The following is a 14,411-nucleotide window of genomic DNA, read 5'->3' as shown; positions in this document are numbered from 1 at the left end:
CAGAGTGGCCTAACCATGGGCGGTAGCGGTACCTGAGAGATTGGTGGGGAGCTTGCTCCTTCGGTGCCCCGTCGTACGGGGACTCTCCCGCCCTGGCTCGAACAGCCTCGATATGGACTTGTAGGCACGTAACCTACGCGTCCGGGATTCGACCGTCCACCAGAACCGCGCGGCAGTGATGAACAACGCGTCCCGCCACGCCCGGGCTCGGACGGTGCTAGCCCAGCGTGTCCATCAGCTCGCGCACGGCGGAACGACCCGCGCGGTTGGCGCCGACGGTGCTGGCGGACGGGCCGTAGCCGACCAGGTGCACACGCGGCTCGTCCACCACGCGGGTGCCGTCGACGCGGATCCCGCCGCCGTGACCGCGCAGGCGCAGCGGGGCGAGGTGGTCGAGTGCGGCGCGAAAGCCCGTGGCCCACAGGATCGTGTCGGCGCGCCAGGTGCTGCCGTCGGCCCAGTCGACCCCGTGCGGGGTGACGCGCTGGAACATCGGCTTGCGGTCGAGGATCCCCTCGTCGATGCCGCGGCGCGTCTCGGGCGTGAGAGCCAGGCCCGTGACCCCGACGACGCTGCGCGGTGGCAGGCCCGCGCGGACCCGCTCGCCGACGTCGGCCACCACGGCGCGGCCGTAGTCGGACGTGAACTCGTGCTCGAGGAACTCCGGTGGCCTGCGCGTCACCCACACGGTGTCGGCGGCGAACGGCGCGATCTCCAGCAGCTGCTGCACGGCGGAGCTCCCGCCGCCGACCACCACGACGCGCTTGCCGCGGAACTCGGCGGCGCCCGCGTAGTCGGCGGTGTGCAGCTGCCTGCCGAGGAAGGTCTCCTGGCCGGGGTAGTACGGCCAGAACGGGCGGTCCCAGGTGCCGGTGGCGTTGAGGATGCCGCGGGCGGCCCACGACTCGGTGGCGCTCTCGACGAGGAACCGGCCGTCGTCGGTGCGGCTCACCGATTGCACGTCGACGGGACGGTGCACCGGGAGGTCGAAGGTGCGCTCGTAGCGGTCGAAGTAGGCCGAGACGACCTCGGACGCCGGGCTGTCACGGTGGGCGGAGGTGTCGCCGAGGGCGAGGCCGGGCAGGTCGTGGATGCCGTGGACCTTGTCGAGCTTGAGCGAGGGCCAGCGGTACTGCCAGGCGCCGCCAGCCCGCTTGCCGTGGTCGAGCACGACGAAGCCCGTCTCGTTGGCCAGCCCCGCCCTGCGCAGGAAGTAGGCGGCCGACAATCCGGCCTGCCCCGCGCCGATGACGGCGACGTCGGTCTCGTGATCAGCCCGCATACCGCCTACAACCGGCCCCACCCGGCACACCTTCCCGCCGGCGCAGTGGCCCATCCCACGCCCGGCGCAGCCGCGCGCGAGCGCGTGTCGTGCACCCGGCCCCGCGAGTCCCCCGCCCAGGCACGCGAGTCCCCCGCTCCGGTACTCGAGTTGCCCGCTCGCGACCACGAGTCGCGCAATCGGGCGCGCTAGTCGTGCACTCCCCGACCGCGAGTTCCCCACGCAGGCGCGTAAGTCCCCCACTCCGGCCCACGAGTGGCCCGCTCGCGACCGACACCAGCTCGGGTCGGCGTCAGCGAGGATGGGCGAGGGAAACGCTTCCGGCGCGCGCGTCGCGCGCCGGCCTCCGCCTGCAGGCCCAGGACTCGTGCGTTCCGGCAGGGAGCTCGCGCGGCGAACGGAGAGTTCGCACGCAAAAGCGGGCGACTCGGGAGCCGGAACGGGGGACTCGCGAGCTGGAGCGGGGGACTCGCGGTCCTGAACGGGGGACTCGCCTGCCTGAGCGGGGGACTCGCGGGTCCGCGTGCGCGGCTCGCGGCTCGGGCGGGTGGGTTGTGCGGGCGTTAGCGGCGGCGGAGGGCTCTGATGATCGCCAGGACACCCAGGACCGCGGCTACGCCGACCACGACCGGGGCCAGCCGCTTCGCGACCGACGCTCCCGCGTAGTCGAAGAGGTCGATCGCCTCGGCTTCCTTGACCGGCTTGACCGACTCGAGCTTCGGCTTCTCGCTCTCGGGGCGGGCCTGCGGGGCCGCCGCACCCGCCGCACCCGACGACGCCGACGCCGCATCCGCCTGACCCGGCGTGGTGTCCGTACCCGCCGGCGCGGGAGCCGCGGGTTCGTCCTTGGCGCTCTTCGCGCCGAGCTCGTCGGCGAGGTTGGTCGCGAACGCGTCCAGGATCTTGCCGCCGACCTCGGAGATCATGCCGCGGCCGAACTGGGCGGGGCGGCCGGTGACGTTCAGGTCGGTGGCGACGGCGCCCTTCGTGGTGTCACCGTCCGACGCGAGCGTCACGGTGACCGTCGCGGCGGCCGTGCCCGCGCCGCGCGCGTCCTTGCCGGAGGCCTTGATCTTGATCTGCCTCGCGCCCTCGTCCTTCTCCAGGAACTCGCCAGATCCCTTGTACAGCAAGGAGACCGGCCCCAGCTTGACCTTCACCGTGCCCTTGAAGGTGTCGCCTTCCACCGACGTCAGCGTGGCCCCCGGCATGCAGGGCGCGACCCGTTCGGGGTCCAGTACCGCCTTCCACACCTCGTCGATGGGCGCCGGGACGGTGAACTCGTGGTCGAGCCGCACGGGCCGACCTCCTTCCTGAGTCGCGGTCAAGCTGCCCCCGAGGCCACTTTAGTTGCGCGGACGCACAACCGAAGTGGCCTCGAGGGGACGAAACTTCAGCCTGCCATGGCCGCGGAGATCGCGCGGCCCGTGAGCACCCGGGCGAGGTGCTGGCGGTACTCGACGTCGGCGTTGCCGTCGACGGTCGGGTTGGTGCCCTCGGCCGCGTGCTCGGCTGCCGCGCGGATCGCCTCGGTCGTCGCGGGCTGCCCGACGAGCGCCTGTTCCACCGCCGTGGCCCGCATCGGAATCGACGACATGTTCGTCAGCCCGATCTTGGCCTCCGCGATCGCGTCGCCGTCGGTGCGCACGGTCGCCGCCACGGCGACCATCGACCACGCCTGCGCGACGCGGTTGAACTTCTCGTAGTGGGCGTGCCAGCCGGTGTGTTTCGGCACCCTGACCTCGACGAGGATCTCGTCCGGCCTCAGCGAGGTCGTGAAGAAGTCCTCGAAGAAGTCGGCCGCCGTCGCGGTGCGCTTGCCGTCCATGCCCTGGATGACCACTTCGGCGTCCAGCGCGAGCGCCGGAGCCAGCAGGTCACCCGCCGGGTCGGCGTGGGCCAGCGATCCGCCGAACGTGCCGCGGTGCCGCACTTGCGGGTCGGCCACCGTGTCGGTCGCCCGCGCGAGCAGCGTCGCGTGCTCGGCGATGAGCGGGTCGCGCTGCACCTCGTAGTGCGTGGTCATGGACCCGATCACGAGGTGGTCGCCCTCCTCGCGCACGCCGCGCAGCTCCGCGACCTTGCCCAGGTCGATGATCTTCGTCGGCGCGGCCAGCCGCACGCGCAGCACCGGCAGCAGGCTCTGCCCGCCTGCCAGGACCTTGGCGTCCTCGCCCGCGTCGGCGAGCGCCCTGACCGCGTCATCCACAGTGGACGGCGCGACGTAGTCGAATGGTGCGGGGATCACTGAGCACCTCCGTGTGCCGCGTCGATCGAACCGAGACCTCCACCGGACTCGGCTCCGGGTCCGCCCGCCGCCTTCTCGCCGGTGCGGATCGCCTGCCACACCCGCATCGGGGTCAGTGGCATCTCGATGTCGTCGACGCCGTAGTGACGGACGGCGTCGACGACGGCGTTCACGACGGCCGGGGTGGAGGCGATGGTGCCCGCCTCCCCGACTCCCTTGACGCCCAGCGGGTTGGTGGTCGACGGCGTTTCGGTGCGGTCGGTGGTGAACTCCGGGAGATCCACCGCCGAGGGCAGCAGGTAGTCGGCGAACGTGCCCGAGGTGAGCGTGCCGCTCTCGTCGTACACCGCCTCCTCGTACAGCGCCTGCGCGATGCCCTGCGCGAGCCCGCCGTGCATCTGGCCTTCCACGATGATCGGGTTGACCACCTTGCCGACGTCGTCGACGCAAACGTACGAACGGATCCGCACGCGCCCGGTCTCGGTGTCCACCTCGGTGGCACACAGGTGGGTGCCGTGCGGGAACGAGAAGTTCTCCGGGTCGTACACCGCGTCGGAGTCCAGCGTCGGCTCGATGCCCTCGGGCAGGTCGTGCGCGGCGAAGACCGCGAGCGCGATGTCGCCGATGCCCGTGGACGTGTCGGTGCCCTTCACCGTGAACTTGCCACCCGCGAACTCCAGGTCGTCCTCGGAGCACTCCATCAGGTGTGCGGCGACCTTGCGGGCCTTGTCGATGACCTTCTCCGTCGCCTTCACCACGGCGATGCCGCCGACGGCCAGCGACCGCGAGCCGTAGGTGTCGAGTCCCTTGTGCGAGGACTGCGTGTCGCCGTGCAGCACCTCGACGTCCTCGAACGGAACGCCGAGCTGGTCGGCCACGATCTGGCTCCACGCCGTCTCGTGTCCCTGCCCGTGCGCGGACGCACCCGTGATCACCTCGACCTTGCCCGTGGGCAGCATGCGGATCGCCGCGTGCTCCCAGCCGCCGGCGCCGTAGTCGAGCGAGCCGAGCACCCGCGACGGCGCCAGACCGCACATCTCGGTGAACGTCGAGATGCCGATGCCGAGCTGGACGGGGTCGTTGCGGTCACGACGTTCCCGCTGTTCCTGGCGCAGCGACTCGTAGCCGAAGAGCTCCATGGCCTTCGCCGTCGCGGCCTCGTAGTTGCCCGAGTCGTAGGTCAGCGTCGAGACCGTGGTGTAGGGGAACTCCTCGTGTTTGATCCAGTTCTGCTCGCGCAGCCGCATCGGGTCCATGCCCAGTTCGGCGGCGAGCTCGTCCATGATCCGCTCGATCGCGAACGTGGCCTCCGGCCTGCCCGCTCCGCGGTAGGCGTCGGTGAGCGTGGTGTTGGTGAACACGTTGGTGCACGCGAAGTGATACGCCGGGATCTTGTAGATCGCGTTGAACATGAACGCGCCCAGGATCGGCACGCCCGGCCCGACCAGGCCGAGGTAGGCGCCCATGTCGGCGAGTAGTTCGACCTTGAGACCGGTGACCGTGCCGTCGCGGGTGGCCGCGATGGTCAGGTCCTGGATCTGGTCGCGGCCGTGGTGCGCGGCGACCATCGTCTCCGACCGGGATTCGGTCCACTTCACCGGTTTGCCGAGCTTCTGTGCCACCAGCAGGCACATGATCTCCTCGGGCAGCACGGCGATCTTGCCGCCGAAGCCACCGCCGACGTCCGGCGCGATCACCCGGATCTTGTGCTCGGGCAGGCCGAGTGTCAGCGCCGACATCGTCTTGAGGATGTGCGGGATCTGCGTGGCGGACCACATGGTGAGCTGCGGGGCGGTCGGGTCGACCATGCACGCGCGCGGCTCCATGAACGCCGGGACGAGGCGCTGCTGGCGGAAGCGCCGTTTGAGCACCACCTCGGCATCGGAGATCGCCTGCTCCACCGGGGCACCGGAACCGGCCTCGCCGGAGTCGAAGATCCACACGGCGTTGCGGTTGGTGCCCAGGTCCTCGTGCACGAGCGGCGCGCCCTCGGCGAGCGCGTTCTCCAGGCCGAGCACCACCGGCAGCTCGTCGTACTCGACGTCGATCTCGGCGAGCGCGTCCTCGGCCTCGGCCGCGCCGCGGGCCACGACCACGGCGACACCCTCGCCCGCGAAGTTCACCGTTCCCTGCGCGAGCACGGGCCTGCGTGGCGACTTCATGTCCGGCGTGATGGGCCAGGCGCACGGCATGCCGATGGCGCCGTCGGGGTCGAGGTCGTCGCCCGTGAACACCGCGACGACGCCCGGCATCTCCTTGGCCGCGGAGGTGTCGATGCTGACGATCTTCGCGTGAGCCATGGTGCTGCGCAGGACGGCGAGATGGACCAGCCCTGGCAGCGTCAGGTTGTCGGTCCAGCGCGTGCGGCCGGTGACGAGCCGCTCGTCCTCCTTGCGAAGCCGGCCTTTGCCGACCTCGGGTTCGATGGTGGCGGTCATCTACTCGCCACCTCCTCCGACGCTCGATGCCGTCCGGCTCCCGGTGTCGGCGACCCGCTCTGCCTCAGGGCCCGCGCCGGGGCGCATGTGGTGAGCCGCGTCGCGCACGGCCTTGACGATGTTCTGGTAGCCGGTGCAGCGGCAGAGGTTGCCCTCGAGACCCTCACGCACCGCGTGCTCGTCGGGGTCCGGGTTGTCGGCGAGCAGGTCGATGGACTGCATGATCATGCCGGGAGTGCAGAACCCGCACTGGAGCGCGTGGTTGTCGTGGAAGGCCTGCTGCACGGGATGAAGCTGGCCGTCGCGGGCGAGGCCCTCGACCGTGGTGACCTCGCTGCCGTCGGCCTGGACCGCGAGCACGGAACAGGACTTGACGCTGTGCCCGTCGAGGTGCACGGTGCAGGCTCCGCAGTTGCTGGTGTCGCAACCGACCACGGTGCCGACCTTGCCGAGTCGCTCCCGCAGGTGGTGCACGAGCAGCGTGCGAGGCTCGACATCGTCGGTGTAGCTGGTTCCGTCGACTGTGACGGTGATGCGCATGGGGCCTCCTGTGGTGGCTCGGCCCGCACGGGGCGGGCCGCTGGGGAACGGCCTGAGCCGATCACCGCCGCCGGTGATCGGCCTCACACTTCGAGCCTGCTACTTTCGGCCCAGTCGGACAACCCCCCGTCTGACGAGCCGACCCTGCTCCATCCGCAGGTGCGGATCAATGTGCGAGACTCGTTCCCGATTCGCGGATCGGGTCCCCCGATCGGTCATCAACTTTCCTGCTCTGCGCCAGATCCGCGTGGAACTACCGTTCCTGTTCGCCGTGGATCCGGCCGTCGAGATCGGACAGCCTGCGCCCGCCGCCGCCCCAGCGCTGCGCGATGATCTCCGCGCCGATCGACACCGCGGTCTCCTCCGGGGTGCGCGCCCCGAGGTCGAGTCCGATCGGCGACGCGAGTCGCTTGAGCTCGACGTCGCCGACCCCGGCCTCACGCAACCGGGCGATGCGGTCGTCGTGGGTGCGCCGCGAACCCATCGCGCCGATGTAGCCGACGTCGAGGCTCAGCGCGACCTCGAGCAGCGGCACGTCGAACTTGGGGTCGTGGGTGAGCACCGTGACCACCGTCCTGCCGTCGATCCGGCCCGCCTCGGCCTCGGCCGCGAGGTAGCGGTGCGGCCAGTCGACGACCACCTCGTGCGCCTCGGGGAACCGCGTCTTCGTCGCGAACACCGGCCGCGCGTCGCACACGGTGACCTCGTAGCCGAGGAACGTGCCCATCCGCGCCATCGCGGCGGCGAAGTCGATCGCGCCGAACACCAGCATCCTCGGCCGCGGCTCGAAGGTGTTGACGAACACCGCCATGCCCTCGCCCCTGCGCTGCCCGTCGGGGCCGTAGTGCAGGGTCGCCGAGCGGCCTCCGGCCAGCAGTCCGCGCGCGTCGTCGAGCACCGCGTCGTCGATGCGCTCCGAGCCGAACCCCCCGCTCGCGCGGTCGGGCCACACGAGCATGCGCCTGCCCAGCAGCGCGGGGTCGGCGTGCTCGATCACGGTGACGACCGCGACGGGCCGTCCCTCGCGCACCGAGGTCACCAGCTCACCCAGTTCCGGCATGGACTCGCGGTCGACGCGTTCCACGAAGATGTCGATGATGCCGCCGCACGTCAGGCCCACGGCGAACGCGTCGTCGTCGCTCACACCGTAGCGCTGCAGCACCGGTGTGGAGTTCTCCACGACCTGCTGGGCCAGTTCGTAGACGGCGCCCTCCACGCAACCACCCGACACGCTGCCCACGGCGGAGCCGTCGGCGGCCACCAGCATCGCCGCGCCGGGCGCCCTCGGCGCGGACGAGAACGTGGCCACCACGGTGCCCACACCCACCGTCTCGCCCTCGGACCACCGGCGGTGGAGTTCGTCCAGCACGTCATGCATCGCGGATCTCCCGGAGAAGTCGTTCCAACGTCGCCAGGCTGTGCCCGGCCAGCAACCGGTCGATGTGCGGGAGCGCGGCGGCGATTCCCGACTGGACCGGAGCGTAACCCTCGTGGCCCGCGTGCGGGTTCACCCAGAACACCGCATGTGCGAGCCTGCGCAGGCGCGCGGCCTGCTCGCCGAGCAGGGACACGTCACCGCGTTCCCAGCCGTCGGAGAACAGCACCACCACAGAACGCCTTGCCAGTCCGCGCTGGCCCCAGCGGTCGAGGAAACCGCGCAGCGTCTCCCCCAGCCTGGTTCCGCCAGCGAAGTCGGCGACGGCCTGCCCCGCCGCGAGCATCGCGCGCTCGGGATCGCGCTGGCGCAACTGGCGCGAGACCCGCGTCAGCCGTGTGCCGAGCGTGAACACCTCGACGTTCGCGGGCGCCGCGCGCACCACCACGTGGGCGAAGCGCAGCAACGAGTCGGAGTAGGGCTTCATCGAGCCGGACACGTCGACGAGCAGCACCAGCTTGCGCGCGCGGGCCCGGTGCCGCGAGTAGGCGAGTCTGCCGGTCTCGCCGCCGTCGGCGAGCATCGCGCGCAGCGTGCGGCGAGGATCGAGCGTGCCCCTGCGCGCGGGCCGGTACCGCGACGACGAGCGCGTCGGCAGGTGCGGCCGCAGGGTGCTCATCAGCTCGCGCAGGTGCCTGCGCTCGGCGTCTGTCAGCTCGCCGAGGTCGCGCTCGCGCAGGATCTCGACGTCGCTGGCGGCGACGGCGAGCTCCTGGCCCGGCTCCTCCTCGCCCGCGCCGCCGTCCTGGTCGCGGGCGACGAGCGCGGCGATCGTGGCCCGCTGCGGGGTCGGCACAGGCGTGCGCGAGCGCAGGGGCGGCGCGGCGGTGAACCACGCGTCGAAGGCCTCGTCGTAGCGCGGCAGGTCGTCGGGATCGGCGCACAGCGTGAGCCTGCCCGCCCAGTAGACCTGCTCCGGATCGCCCGCGTCGAGGCGTTCGACGGCGGCGAGGTAGGCCTGCACGCGGTGGGCGTCGCAGGGCAGCCCGGCTTCCCGCAGCACGGCCGCGAATCCGACGAAGCCGGGCAACGGGTCAACGGTCACCGGAGCGCCCATATCCGCCATTGTGCCCCTGAACCACGCTCCAGGTGGTGGGCACGACTACGCCAGCAGTGCGTCCAGCCTGGCGCGGACACGGTCGAGGTCCTCGCTGTACTTCAGCACTGCGCCCAGCGTGGCGGCTGCCGACTCGGCGTCGAGTTCGTCGCGGTCGAGCGAGAGCAGCGCGCGGGCCCAGTCGAGCGCCTCGGCGACACCGGGCGGCTTGAGCAGCTCCATCGTGCGCAGCCGCTGCACGGCCTCGGCGACCTGTTCGGCCAGCCGCTCGCCGACGCCGGGGATCCGGCTGCGCAGGATGGCGATCTCGCGGGAGAGCCCCGGATGTTCGAGCCAGTGGTAGAGGCAGCGGCGTTTGAGTGCGTCGTGCACCTCACGCGTGCGGTTGGACGTGAGCACCACGAGCGGAGGCACCTCGGCCCGCACCTCGCCGTACTCGGGGATCGTCACGGTGTTCTCGTCGAGCAGCTGCAGCAGGAACGCCTCGAACTCGTCGTCGGCGCGGTCGATCTCGTCGACCAGCAGCACACACGGGGCCGACTGCAGCGCGCGCAGCAACGGCCTGGCGAGCAGGAACCGCTCGGTGTAGAGCGACTGTTCGGCCTCGTCGACGTCGAGCCTGCCGCCCTCCGCGGCCTCCAGCGCCCGCAGGTGCAGCAGCTGGCGGGGGAAGTCCCACTCGTAGAGCGCCTGTCCCGCGTCGATGCCCTCGTGGCACTGCAGGCGGATGAGCGGAAGCGCGAGTGCCTCGGCCAGCGACACGGCCAGCGACGTCTTCCCGGTGCCCGGCTCGCCCTCGCAGAAGAGCGGTCTGCGCATGCGCAGGGCCAGGAACGCGGCCGTCGCCACGCCGTCGTCGGCCAGGTAGCCGATGCCTTCGAGCAGCTTCGTCAGGTCGTGCGGTGAGCCGACGGCTGCGGTGCTGTCGTCTGTCACACCCCGAAGCCTAGATGGATCTCGGTTCCCGCACGGAACGAAGTCGTCAGCCGACTCCGTGGCCGGGGGTGTCCACGTCGGTGCCGCTGCCGAGATCGGAGCACTCCACGAGCGCCACGTCGGAGCGGCCGGACAGCCAGCCGCGCGCGCCCTTGTCGCCGACGGCCTGCTCGGCGATCTCGGCCCACCAGCGTCGCCCGAACAGCACGGGGTGCCCCGGCACGCCGTCGTAGGCGGCGCGCGCCACCGCCTCGGGACCGCCGCGCGCGAGCAGCCGCGCGATCACCTCGGGGCCCACCCACGGCAGGTCCACGAGGTGCACCAGGCCCGCGTCCGGCCGTTCGCCGAGCACCGCCAGCGCAGCCAGTCCGGTGCGCAGCGAGGCGCCCATGCCCTCGGCCCAGTCCGGCGCGACGACCACGTGCGCGGCGTCCGGCACGAGCGGGCGCGCCTGCTCGGCACCGGCACCGAGCACCACGACGACGGGCGCGCACCCGCCTTCGGCGAGCACGCGCACCGCGCGGGTCACCAGCGCCTCGCCGTCGAGCTCGGCCAGCGCCTTCGGCTTGCCGAACCGCGTGCCCGCTCCGGCGGCGAGCAGCACGCCCGCGGTGCTCACGACACGCGCGCCGGCGAGGAAGGTGACGTCATGGCGAGGTCCTGTTCGATGTTCCGGGCCGCGGCGAGCAGCGGCGGCAACAGCTCGGCCCGCACCGACTCGGGGGTGTTGCGGCTGGCGTGCGTGGACAGGTTCACCGCCGCCACCACCTCGCCGCCCGGCCCGTGGATGGGGGCCGCGACCGAGCGCAGTCCCTCCTCCAGCTCCTGGTCGACGAGCGCGTATCCGTTGGCGCGCACCGACTCCAGCTCCGTGCGCAGCGCCCCGGCCGTGACGATGGTGTGCGACGTGAGCTGCTCGAACGAGGCCTCCGCGAGGAACTCGTCGAGCCCGGCTCGCGACAGCCCGGCGAGCAGGACGTGCCCCATCGACGTGGCGTGGGCGGGAAAGCGCGTGCCGACGTTGATCGTCACGGCCATGATCCGCGAAACCGCGACCCTGGCGACGTAGACGATGTCCGCACCCTCCAGCACCGACACCGAGCTCGACTCGTGCACCTCGGCCGAGAGCCGCTCCAGGTGCGGCTGCGCGACCTCGGGCAGCGACATGCTCGACAGGAACGCGTATCCCAGCTCCAGCACCCGGGCGGTGAGCGAGAAGTACTTGCCGTCGGTGCGCACGTAGCCGAGGTCGACCAGGGTGAGCAGGAAGCGCCGCGCCGCCGCGCGGGTGAGGCCGGTGCTCTTCGCGACGTCGCTCAGCGTCAGCGCGGGCGAACCCGCTCCGAACGCCGTGATGACCGCGAGCCCGCGCTCCAGCGACTGCACGTGGTGCGCGGCGCGAGTGGCTTCTTCTTCCATGCCTGACTCCAGCACAGTGGCGCACAGCGCCTCGACAAGGGGTGGCCTGTTCTAGAGCTCGCCCATCTCGGCCAGCGTGCGCGACGCGATGGCGTACGCCTCGTTGGCCGCGGGCACACCCGCGTAGACGCCCGTGTGCAGCAGCACCTCGGAGATCTCGTCGGGAGTGAGCCCGTTGCCGATCGCGGCGCGCACGTGCATCGCGATCTCGCCGTGACAGTGCAGCGCGGTGAGCACGGCGAGCGTCAGGCAGCTGCGGGTCTTGCGGTCCAGCCCGTCGCGGGTCCACACCGCACCCCACGCGGAGCGCGTGATGTAGTCCTGGAACGGCTGGGTGAACTCGGTCGTGTTGGCCACGGCGCGGTCGACGTGCTCGTCGCCGAGCACGTCGCGCCGGACCTTCATGCCCTCGGAATACGCGTCGTCGCTCATCGCACCGCCTTCAGATGGGTCGTGATCAGCTCGCTGAACCGCTCCGGCCGCTCGACGTTGCCGAGGTGCGCGGCCTGCTCCACGATCTCGAGCCGCGCGCCGGGGATGGACTTGGCGAGCACATCGCCGTGGCCCTCCGGCGGGGTGGCCGGGTCGTCGGCGCCCGCGATCACGAGCGTCGGAGCGGTGATCTCGGGCAGGTCGGGCACCAGGTCCATGCCGCCGATCGCGTGGCAGCACGCGGCATAGCCCTCGGCAGGCGTCGCGGCCGTCATGTGGTGGTACTCGCGACCGAGGTCGGGATGGGCCACGAGCCAGTCGGCGGTGAACCAGCGGCCGATGCTCGTGTCGGCGATGGCCGCCATGCCGCGAGCGCGGGCGTCGTCGGCCCGCTGCCGCCACGACTCCGGCGTGCCGAGCCTGGCCGAGGTGCAGCACAGCACCAGCCCGCCGACCCGCTCGGGCGCGTGCCGCCCGAGCCACATCGCCGTCATGCCACCGAGCGAGAGCCCCACGACGTGGGCGCGCTCGACGCCGAGCGTGTCGAGCAGCTCCAGGACGTCGCCGCCGAGTTCGGCCAGCGTCGCCGGGTGGTCGGGGACGGCGGTGCGGCCGTGGCCACGCTGGTCGTAGCGCACCACGCGGAACCCGGCCGAGATCAGCGGTCCGACCTGTGGGTCCCACATGCTGAGGTTGCTGCCGATCGAGCCCGACAGCACCACGACCTCGCCCTCGGGCGGGCCCTCGACCACATGGTTGACCTTCACTGCCTCTCCTTCCGCTCCCGGTGCGCGGCCAGCGCGCGCCGCACGAACATTCCGGCGCTGCCAAGGTAACCCGAGGGATCCAGCAGTTCCGCGATGCGTGTGCGGGAGAGGTGCTCGCCCACGAGCGGGTCGGCGGTGAGCAGGTCGGCCAGCTCGCCCTCGCCCGCGAGCGCGCGGTGGCAGCAGGCCGTCACCGCGTCGTGCGCGGCGAGGCGGCCCGCCTCGGGAGCCAGCTCGGTGGTGACCCGCTCGGCGAGCAGCACTCCCCCGCTGCGATCCAGGTTGGCGCGCATCGCGGTGGCGTCGACGCGCAGGCGTTCGAGGCTCGATCGCAGCCAGTACACCGCGGATCCGGTGGCGCGCAACAGTTCCGTGAGCGGCCGCCACTCCGAGTGCCACGCTCCGGCCGCGCGCTGGTGCTCCTGTTCCATCGCCGCCAGCAGGTCGGCGACGAGTCCCGGCGTCTGCTTGGCCGAGCCGAGCGCCGCCACGGCGGCCACGGGGTTGCGCTTGTGCGGCATGGTCGACGAGCCACCCGTTCCGGGCGGGCCCTGCTCGTGCACCTCGCCGACGTCGGTCTGCGCCAGCAGCACGATGTCCCTGGCGATGCCGGACACCGCGCCCGCCGTCGCGCCCAGCGCCCCGGCCAGTTCCGCGACGCAGGTGCGGTCGGTGTGCCACGGCAGCACCGGTTCGGCGAGGCCGAGCCGGTCACACAGGGCGCTCAGCACTGGCAGACCGTGCTCACCGAGCGAGGCGAGTGTTCCCGTGGCACCGCCCAGTTGCGCGGGCAGCCGCAGCGCGGCCAGCCGCTCGTCCACGGCACCGAGCGCGGTGAGCCAGCCCGCGGCGGCGAAGCCGAACGTCACCGGCGTGGCGTGCTGCAGCAGCGTCCGTCCGACCTGGACGGTGCCGGCGTGTTCCTCCGCGAGCCGGGCCGCGACGTCGGCGCAGGCGCGCAGGTCGGCGAGCAGCGGCACCAGCGCGCGCGTGGCGACGAGCATCGCCGCGGTGTCCACCACGTCCTGGCTCGTCGCTCCACGGTGCACGTGCCGGGCCGCGTCGCCGCCGACGCGCTCGGTGAGCGCCCGCACGAGCGGACCGGCCGGGTTGCCGATGCCCGTCGCCCGCCTGCCCAGCTCGGCGACGTCGAAGGCGTCCACCTCGCAGGCCGCGGCGATGGCGTCCGCGTGGGTGCGCTCCACGAGCCCGGCGTCGGCCTGCGCCGCCGCCAGCGCGGCCTCGAAGTCCAGCATTCCGCGCAACCACGCGGAATCAGAGGTCTCCTCACGCACGGCGCCTGCCGCGAAGAGGTGATCGAACAACTCAGACATCGAAGAACACTGTCTCGCCCTCGCCCTGCAGCCGCACGTCGAACGTGTAGCCGTCGCCGGACTCGGTGGCGATCAGCGTGCCCCTGCGATCCTCGGGAACCGCGGCGAGCACCGGGTCGGCCGCGTTGGCCTCGGCGTTGCCGGGGAAGTAGATCCGGGTCACCACGCGGTGCAGCAACCCGCGTGCGAACACCGACACGTTGATGTGCGGCGCCTCGCCGGGCAGCGCGCCGGGCACCACGGTGCGGATGCCGTACTCGCCCTCGTCGTTGGTGGGACAGCGGCCGAAACCGCGGAACCCGGACGTCGCACCGCGCGGGTCGTCGGGGTGGTCGAACCGGCCGTCGGCGTCGGCCTGCCACGTCTCGATCAACGCGTCGGGCACCAGCTTGCCCGCACCGTCGTACACGACACCGCGGATCCACACCGCGCCCGGCGTGCCCTCGTCCACCACCGAGGGTCCGTCGTCCCACGGCAGCCCGAGCCCGAGGTAGGGACCGACCGTCTGCGAAGGAGTGCTCAT

Annotated in this window: 14 protein-coding genes and 1 riboswitch; all 14 genes read right to left on the bottom strand. The window is 72.0% G+C overall.

Going from position 1 to position 14,411, the window contains the following annotated elements; genetic code table 11:
* Window positions 1–10: 10 nt before the first annotated feature.
* Window positions 11–100, bottom strand: a riboswitch (glycine riboswitch).
* Window positions 101–217: 117 nt separating this feature from the next.
* Entirely contained in the window at window positions 218–1,282 is a 1,065-nt protein-coding gene (locus JHE00_RS19445) for an NAD(P)-binding domain-containing protein (protein ID WP_200320432.1), read from the bottom strand.
* Window positions 1,283–1,845: 563 nt separating this feature from the next.
* On the bottom strand, window positions 1,846–2,580 hold the full coding sequence (locus JHE00_RS19440) for an SRPBCC family protein (RefSeq protein WP_200320020.1): 735 nt from the start codon (window positions 2,578–2,580) through the stop codon (window positions 1,846–1,848).
* A 95-nt stretch (window positions 2,581–2,675) separates the two neighbouring features.
* Complete coding sequence (locus tag JHE00_RS19435) at window positions 2,676–3,530, bottom strand: FAD binding domain-containing protein (protein WP_200320018.1); 855 nt, start codon at window positions 3,528–3,530, stop codon at window positions 2,676–2,678.
* The gene (locus tag JHE00_RS19430; RefSeq protein WP_200320016.1) at window positions 3,527–5,968 is read right to left on the bottom strand and encodes a xanthine dehydrogenase family protein molybdopterin-binding subunit; all 2,442 of its coding nucleotides are present in this window, start codon (window positions 5,966–5,968) and stop codon (window positions 3,527–3,529) included. Before JHE00_RS19430 ends, JHE00_RS19435 begins: the two co-directional genes overlap by 4 nt.
* A complete protein-coding gene (locus JHE00_RS19425; RefSeq protein ID WP_200320014.1) occupies window positions 5,969–6,508 on the bottom strand; it encodes a (2Fe-2S)-binding protein in 540 nt (179 codons plus the stop codon).
* A 253-nt stretch (window positions 6,509–6,761) separates the two neighbouring features.
* Window positions 6,762–7,886, bottom strand: coding sequence for an XdhC family protein (locus tag JHE00_RS19420; protein WP_200320012.1), 1,125 nt, complete (start codon window positions 7,884–7,886; stop codon window positions 6,762–6,764).
* The gene (locus tag JHE00_RS19415; RefSeq protein WP_200320010.1) at window positions 7,879–9,000 is read right to left on the bottom strand and encodes a vWA domain-containing protein; all 1,122 of its coding nucleotides are present in this window, start codon (window positions 8,998–9,000) and stop codon (window positions 7,879–7,881) included. The genes JHE00_RS19420 and JHE00_RS19415 overlap by 8 nt, the downstream gene beginning before the upstream one ends.
* A gap of 45 nt (window positions 9,001–9,045) precedes the next feature.
* Window positions 9,046–9,936, bottom strand: a complete 891-nt coding sequence (locus JHE00_RS19410) for an AAA family ATPase (RefSeq protein ID WP_200320008.1) — start codon at window positions 9,934–9,936, stop codon at window positions 9,046–9,048.
* A gap of 46 nt (window positions 9,937–9,982) precedes the next feature.
* Entirely contained in the window at window positions 9,983–10,555 is a 573-nt protein-coding gene (locus tag JHE00_RS19405; protein WP_200320006.1) for a nucleotidyltransferase family protein, read from the bottom strand.
* The gene (locus JHE00_RS19400; RefSeq protein ID WP_200320004.1) at window positions 10,552–11,355 is read right to left on the bottom strand and encodes an IclR family transcriptional regulator domain-containing protein; all 804 of its coding nucleotides are present in this window, start codon (window positions 11,353–11,355) and stop codon (window positions 10,552–10,554) included. The genes JHE00_RS19405 and JHE00_RS19400 overlap by 4 nt, the downstream gene beginning before the upstream one ends.
* Window positions 11,356–11,406: 51 nt before the next feature.
* Complete coding sequence (gene pcaC, locus JHE00_RS19395) at window positions 11,407–11,787, bottom strand: 4-carboxymuconolactone decarboxylase (protein ID WP_200320002.1); 381 nt, start codon at window positions 11,785–11,787, stop codon at window positions 11,407–11,409.
* Window positions 11,784–12,554 (bottom strand): 3-oxoadipate enol-lactonase, encoded by a 771-nt coding sequence (gene pcaD, locus JHE00_RS19390; RefSeq protein ID WP_200320000.1) that lies wholly within the window; start codon window positions 12,552–12,554, stop codon window positions 11,784–11,786. Before pcaD ends, pcaC begins: the two co-directional genes overlap by 4 nt.
* Window positions 12,551–13,888 (bottom strand): 3-carboxy-cis,cis-muconate cycloisomerase, encoded by a 1,338-nt coding sequence (pcaB, locus tag JHE00_RS19385; RefSeq protein WP_200319998.1) that lies wholly within the window; start codon window positions 13,886–13,888, stop codon window positions 12,551–12,553. Before pcaB ends, pcaD begins: the two co-directional genes overlap by 4 nt.
* Complete coding sequence (gene pcaG, locus JHE00_RS19380) at window positions 13,881–14,411, bottom strand: protocatechuate 3,4-dioxygenase subunit alpha (RefSeq protein WP_200319995.1); 531 nt, start codon at window positions 14,409–14,411, stop codon at window positions 13,881–13,883. The genes pcaB and pcaG overlap by 8 nt, the downstream gene beginning before the upstream one ends.

Origin of the sequence: Prauserella cavernicola, from assembly GCF_016595675.1 — a bacterium.
Lineage (GTDB): Bacteria > Actinomycetota > Actinomycetes > Mycobacteriales > Pseudonocardiaceae > Prauserella_A > Prauserella_A cavernicola.
Note: the sequence above shows the minus strand (reverse complement) of the source record. Positions and strands in the feature narration are given on the sequence as shown.

What these genes read in the sequence shown, in the direction of transcription:
- pcaC (WP_200320002.1), bottom strand. Translation starts at nt 11,787, where the DNA reads ATGAGCGACGACGCGTATTCCGAGGGCATGAAGGTCCGGCGCGACGTG.
- JHE00_RS19415 (WP_200320010.1), bottom strand. Translation starts at nt 9,000, where the DNA reads ATGGGCGCTCCGGTGACCGTTGACCCGTTGCCCGGCTTCGTCGGATTC.
- JHE00_RS19425 (WP_200320014.1), bottom strand. Translation starts at nt 6,508, where the DNA reads ATGCGCATCACCGTCACAGTCGACGGAACCAGCTACACCGACGATGTC.
- JHE00_RS19445 (WP_200320432.1), bottom strand. Translation starts at nt 1,282, where the DNA reads ATGCGGGCTGATCACGAGACCGACGTCGCCGTCATCGGCGCGGGGCAG.
- JHE00_RS19430 (WP_200320016.1), bottom strand. Translation starts at nt 5,968, where the DNA reads ATGACCGCCACCATCGAACCCGAGGTCGGCAAAGGCCGGCTTCGCAAG.
- pcaG (WP_200319995.1), bottom strand. Translation starts at nt 14,411, where the DNA reads ATGAGCACTCCTTCGCAGACGGTCGGTCCCTACCTCGGGCTCGGGCTG.
- pcaB (WP_200319998.1), bottom strand. Translation starts at nt 13,888, where the DNA reads ATGTCTGAGTTGTTCGATCACCTCTTCGCGGCAGGCGCCGTGCGTGAG.
- JHE00_RS19400 (WP_200320004.1), bottom strand. Translation starts at nt 11,355, where the DNA reads ATGGAAGAAGAAGCCACTCGCGCCGCGCACCACGTGCAGTCGCTGGAG.
- JHE00_RS19420 (WP_200320012.1), bottom strand. Translation starts at nt 7,886, where the DNA reads ATGCATGACGTGCTGGACGAACTCCACCGCCGGTGGTCCGAGGGCGAG.